Raw genomic sequence first — 4658 nt, 5'->3', positions numbered from 1 at the left:
ATCGTGATGGCCCGCCACCGGCTGGCGACCACCGGGGCCGGGGCCATGATTCGCGACGACGGCCACGTCCTGGACCTGGAACGCGCAGCGATGGCCGCGGCCACCTCCGCGGCCCCGCACCGCGGCAAGGTCCGACGCCCACCCAGCCCGGCCGCCCTGGACGCCGCGGCCGCTCTGGTCGCCCCGACGGGCACCGAGACCACAGCACCACGACAGGCCGGGGTGGTCGTTGACCTGGCCGTCTATGCCGCCGCGGCTGCCGGCCGCAACACCCTGCCCCCGCGCTGAACCCCACCCGAAGGAGACCGACAGTTGTGACCACCACGAGAACCACCCGACCCAGCCCGACCCCGCCGCCATCGACGGCGGCGCAGGCCAGCCTCTACCAGCAGCTGCGTTCCCACCTGGCGGTGCTCAAGCTCCACGACGCCGCCGAGCACCTACCCGCCGTGCTCGACACCGCCCTCGCCGAGGGCCTGAGCGTGACCGCGGCCCTCGAGCGGCTCCTGGCGGTCGAGGTCGAAGCCACCGAAGCGCGGCGCCTGGCCGGGCGGCTGCGGTTCGCGTCCTTGCCGACCCCGGCCACGTTGGACGGGTTCGACTACGACGCCGCGCCCGGGGTCGACCGCAACCTCATCAGTGAGCTCGCGACCTGCCGCTACCTCGAGACCGCGACCAACGTCCTGCTTATCGGTCCGCCGGGCACGGGAAAGACACACCTCGCGGTCGGGCTGGTCCGGGCCGCCGCCGAGGCCGGCTACCGGACCTACTTCACCACCGCGGCAGACCTCGCCGCCCGCTGCCACCGCGCCGCGATCGAAGGCCGCTGGGCCACGACCATGCGGTTCTACGCCGGCCCGACTTTGCTCGCAATCGACGAACTGGGGTATCTGGCCCTGCCCGCCGAGGCCGCCGCGGCGATCTTCCAGGTCGTCTCCCAGCGCTACCTCAAGACCTCGATCGTCTTGACCAGCAACCGGGGCGTGGGGTCGTGGGGAGAGATCCTCGGCGACACCACCGTGGCAGCCGCCATGCTCGACCGGCTCCTGCACCGATCCGTCGTCCTGAACCTCGACGGCGACTCCTACCGGCTCCGCGCCCACCACGCCGCCAACGACACCCTGCGCAGAACCACCACCGGGACCCGCCAACCCCTAACCTGACACCGTCACCAGGTGGGGAACTTCGATGAGCACCCCTGGGGAATTTCGGTGAGCGCCATCACTTGCAGTACGTCGCGTCCAGGAACACGTACGGGAACGCCTGCTCGCCCAGGTCGCGGGTGTTGAACGCGTTCACGTCCGCGTCCAGGTCAGCGCAGATCCGCGAGACTTCGCTCTTGGAGATCCCCGCGGCCCCGCCCAGCGCGAGCACGAGGTCGTCGACCTTGCGGGTGGAGACCCCGTGCACGTACGCCTCCATCACCACCGCGTGCAGTGCGACGTCGATGCGCCGGCGCGGGGTCAGTAGCGTCGGGAAGAACGACCCGGTGCGGGTCTTGGGGATCTTGACGGTCAGGTCCCCGGCTGTGGTCGTGACGGTCTTGTCGCGGGTGCCGTTGCGGTGGGTGGTGCGCGTATCGGAGCGCTCGTGCGGGTCGGCGCCGATGTGCGCGGACGCCTCGGCGTCGATCAGCGCCTGCAAGATCGTGTGCAGGAGGCGGCGCATCAGTTGTCCGTCGTCGGCAGTTTGCAGGGCATCGCTCAGCTCGAGCAGGGCAGACGTATCCAGGGCCATCGCGTGGTGTCCTTTCGTGAGTTCCTTGGTCGGTACCCACAAAGAATCACGCGATGGCTCCACCACGACCGGGATCGACACGATCACCGATCAGGAGCCCGAGTTACACCACCCCAGGGGACGCACCCTGGCGACATGGCGCTGCCTGCTACTCCGCGTGCAAATCCTTGGCCACTTGCCGGGCTTGTGTCCGCAAGAGCTGGATGTACCCGCGCCTAAGCTGGTCGACCCGCGGGGGCGGGGCGTCACTGCCCTGGGCAGCCAACCAGGCGCTCTTTGCCGCGAGGATGTCGCTGTTCGACACGTCAATATCCCACTCCATTTCCACAACCTGCCACGCCGCCGGTACCAGTGCGTGCGCAACCTCGAAGTTTCACCCCCGGCCGGAACCCGCGCGTAGACAGAATCGGGCGATCCGACCTAGCGTTGGGCGCGCGGCGACGCCCCGCAGCCCCCTGCGGGGCGTCGTCGACCAACGCGTACGCAACCCATGACCACCCCACCCAGGGAGTGCGATCGCCAGGACGGGGAGTGGACAACTCATAGGCCGCGACGTCGCGACGGAGCACCACGACGCATTCGGGCGCCGGTCGCTGCGCTCGCGCAGGTCGCAGAAGTGCTCGGGATCACACCAGTCGCCGCGCGCGTGCGGTTCCATCGTGCCCGGGTGCGCCTGCGCCAGGGCGCTACCGCTACCGCTACCGCTACCGCCGGAGGACTGACATGAGCCAGCTGGACGCGTTCGAAAGCCGGCTCCTCGCCGAGCTCCACACGGTGGTTGAGCAGGACGGGCAGCGGCCCGCGCCCCCCGCTTCGCATACGGCTCGACACCGCGGCCCATGAGCGATCGCGGACATGGCAGCGGTCGCCGGCGCCGTGGTCTCGTCCCGACGCTGCAGTCCGATCCCGCGTGGGCGGTGAGCCGCAGCGGCAACGGCAGCGTCGATGTGCAGGTCAACCGAATCGAGGACTCCGATGGCCTAGAACGCGAACTGGGCTCCGACGGTATCGCCGCGGACGTTACGTACGTTCGGGACGGGGGCCAGTGCGCGCCCGGGCGGTACACCGCCCTCGGCACGCCCAGTAGAGGGCTCACGGTCCGTACCGGCAGCGACCGCTCGTTCCGCGTCACCGTCCCGCCAGGGCAGTGCCGGACGGCGCCGTGCTTGTCGTGGCCGCGTCCCGAATCCTGCTGCCCGACTTGCAACACGACGATGGCACAAGCGAGACGAGCGGCACTCGCGTCTGGGTTGAGGTGGGTGTCGCGAGCGGACCAGTTGACCCGTGCGCCGTCGTGCCAGCAGGGCTGAACAGATTGACGACCTCGACGACCTCTCAACACGCGTCCGGGTCTCATGAATTGCGCCAGTAGCGAGCGCCGACGATGACGTCCCACTGCCTGGCTAACTTCGACACCCCTTTTCGGGGTCTTCGACGTGGCCGCGCACCATGTCCGTGAAGTACTCGAGCGCGAGTCGTTCGCGCGCGGCGAAGCAATCATGATCGGGGTATTCGGGGGCCAGGACTTACCCTCCGCGATCCGCTGGCTGACAAGGGTTGCGCCCCGGGGACCGGAAGGCGCGCTTCCGCGTTTCCGGCCCCTCCAGGGCGCTTGTGAGTTGTGCGTTGGTGTGTGGCTCTAGGCCGTGGTGTCGGTAAGTCCGTCGAGGAAGGTCATGTCCTTAGCCGAGATCTCGAAGTCGATGTCGGCGTTTTCGCTCATCCGCGAGGGTGTGGTCGTCTTCGGCAACGGCAGCACTCCCTTTTGGAGCACGTAGCGGATGCACAGTTGCGCGACAGACCGCCCGTACCTTTCCGCGATCCCGAGGACCTCGGCATTGCCGAGGATGGCGCCCGTCGCGAGCGGTGAGTAGCCTTCGACGACCATCCCGTTCGCCTGGCAGTACGCGGTGACCTCCGGCTGCGAGTGGCCGATGAAGAACCTGATCTGGTTCACCTGCGGCGACAAGCGTGCACCGCTGAGCAGCGCGGTGAGATCGGCGACCTTGAAGTTGGAGACGCCGATCGCACGGGCACGGCCAGCGTCGTGAATCTCCTCCATCGCGCGCCACACCTCCGCGTTGCCAGCGTGGCAGTCGGTGCCGATCGCGGACCATGGCCAGGGCGCGTGGATCAGGTAAAGGTCGACATAGTCCATGCCCAGCGCGGTGATGGTCTCCTCGAAGCTAGCCACGGCCCCGGCGTAGGACTTCACTTCGGCGGGCAGCTTGGTGGTAAGGAAGATCTCGGCGCGGGGAATGCCGCTGTCGGCGATGGCGCGGCCAACGCTCGCTTCATTGCCATAGGTGCGAGCGGTGTCGATGTGGCGATACCCCGCCGCGAGTGCGGCGGTCACCGCGTCGTAGGCGGCGTCCCCGTCGGGGATCTGCCAGGTGCCGAAGCCGATCGCGGGAATCTGGTCGCCGTTGGCGAGGGTGAAGTGTTCAGCCATGGTGCTCTCCTTCAGTGCGGCGACCGTGCGGGTCGACGCGGTGGTGTCGATCGGGCTGTAGATCCAGGGGCGGGCGGCCAGCCGCCTGTATGTGAGGACCATTCTGCTGCGCATTGCGCCGACGCAAGCATCCTGCACCCCCGGTACGACGACGGCCGCATCTCCCCGCCCGTCGTCGGCAGACCGACACTCAAGTCGGCGCCTGGCGACAGTAGGGCGGCGTCGGCCGACTACGGGCGATGGACCTTTGCGCGCCGGACCCGTGGGCGAGTGTCAATGGCCAAGTGGAAGTCGGCGGATTCCAGCGAACGTCGCAACAGTGGCCTCACGAATGTGTCGACTGTAGCTGCGCGAATGCTTGCGTCGGGGAGTTCCATCCCAGGGTCTTGCGCGGGCGATTGTTGAGCTCGTCCTGGACCTGCTGGAGGCGTTCTGCGGAGTGGACGGCGAGGTTCGTCCCCTTGGGGAA

Annotated in this window: 2 protein-coding genes and 2 pseudogenes; 2 read left to right on the top strand and 2 right to left on the bottom strand. The window is 68.5% G+C overall.

Annotated features, from left to right (window positions below):
• Positions 1 to 288, top strand: a pseudogene (locus tag EUA98_RS19980) (IS21 family transposase); the annotation flags it as partial.
• 26 nt (positions 289 to 314) lie between these two features.
• Positions 315 to 1163: an IS21-like element helper ATPase IstB gene (istB, locus tag EUA98_RS19300; RefSeq protein ID WP_207219173.1), complete on the top strand. Its 849-nt coding sequence runs from the start codon at positions 315 to 317 to the stop codon at positions 1161 to 1163.
• A gap of 61 nt (positions 1164 to 1224) precedes the next feature.
• On the opposite strand, the pseudogene EUA98_RS19295 reads toward istB, so the two are convergent.
• A pseudogene (locus EUA98_RS19295) lies at positions 1225 to 1737 on the bottom strand (transposase); the annotation flags it as partial.
• A gap of 1639 nt (positions 1738 to 3376) precedes the next feature.
• The gene (locus tag EUA98_RS19285; RefSeq protein WP_242511733.1) at positions 3377 to 4291 is read right to left on the bottom strand and encodes an aldo/keto reductase; all 915 of its coding nucleotides are present in this window, start codon (positions 4289 to 4291) and stop codon (positions 3377 to 3379) included.
• Positions 4292 to 4658: the final 367 nt, after the last annotated feature.

This window comes from Pengzhenrongella frigida (genome assembly GCF_004168625.1).
GTDB classification, from domain to species: domain Bacteria; phylum Actinomycetota; class Actinomycetes; order Actinomycetales; family Cellulomonadaceae; genus Pengzhenrongella; species Pengzhenrongella frigida.
This window is presented reverse-complemented; position numbering and strand designations above follow the sequence as displayed.

What these genes read in the sequence shown, in the direction of transcription:
- EUA98_RS19285 (WP_242511733.1), bottom strand. Translation starts at nt 4,291, where the DNA reads ATGGTCCTCACATACAGGCGGCTGGCCGCCCGCCCCTGGATCTACAGC.